This is a genomic window from Spirulina sp. CCY15215 (assembly GCF_016888125.1).
Taxonomy (GTDB): Bacteria; Cyanobacteriota; Cyanobacteriia; order Cyanobacteriales; family Spirulinaceae; genus CCY15215.
This window is the reverse complement of sequence record NZ_JACSWA010000500.1, coordinates 1-627: the sequence shown is the minus strand read 5'-3', so window position 1 is coordinate 627 and position 627 is coordinate 1. Positions and strand designations below refer to the sequence as shown.

Genomic DNA, 627 nt, shown 5'->3' with positions numbered 1-627 from the left:
CCATATCTAAAAAGGGAATCACCTGCAACAAATAAATATTATCTTGCTCCTGCACTAAAGTGATGCGATCTTCGATAGAAATGCGCCAGCCATTATCCCCCGATCGCGCCCCTTGACGATAGCCCCGCAAAGTTTGACCGCCCCCAATACCAAATTTTTCCGACCCCAAGAGATTATCGGGAGAAAACTGCACATCCCCTTGAATGACGAATAAATGGCGATCGCCTAAACGATGCAAGCGTTGTGCCTGTCCCGTCCAACTGAAAAACTGACCGTCGGGGGTAGGATCATTATTGTTGGTTGCATCCCACATATCCAAACCGAAATTAAACTGAGAACGAAAAATCCAAGCACCGAGGCGATCGCGCTTAAGATAGTCCTGGCCAAAACTTAACACCATTGTGCGGGTACTTCCGTCGGCATCTGCCCCGCTACTAAAGGAAGTTCCTGTATTATTAAACAGGAAAGTTTGTCCGGTTTTATGCCGCAACCCCACAGAAAGGGCAAATTCTTCCGTAAATTTACGGATCAAAGGTTGGCGCAGGGAAATCTCGTAAGTTTCCGACTCTCCCCGAATACCCAAGACATCGAAAGGAGATTGGGTCACATTATTGCGATCGATAGTGA

At 47.0% G+C, this 627-nt stretch carries 1 protein-coding gene; it reads right to left on the bottom strand.

From position 1 onward, the window contains the following. Positions 1–627, bottom strand: a 627-nt coding sequence (locus JUI58_RS27815) for a ShlB/FhaC/HecB family hemolysin secretion/activation protein (protein WP_204104948.1), incomplete at both ends; no start/stop codon positions are given.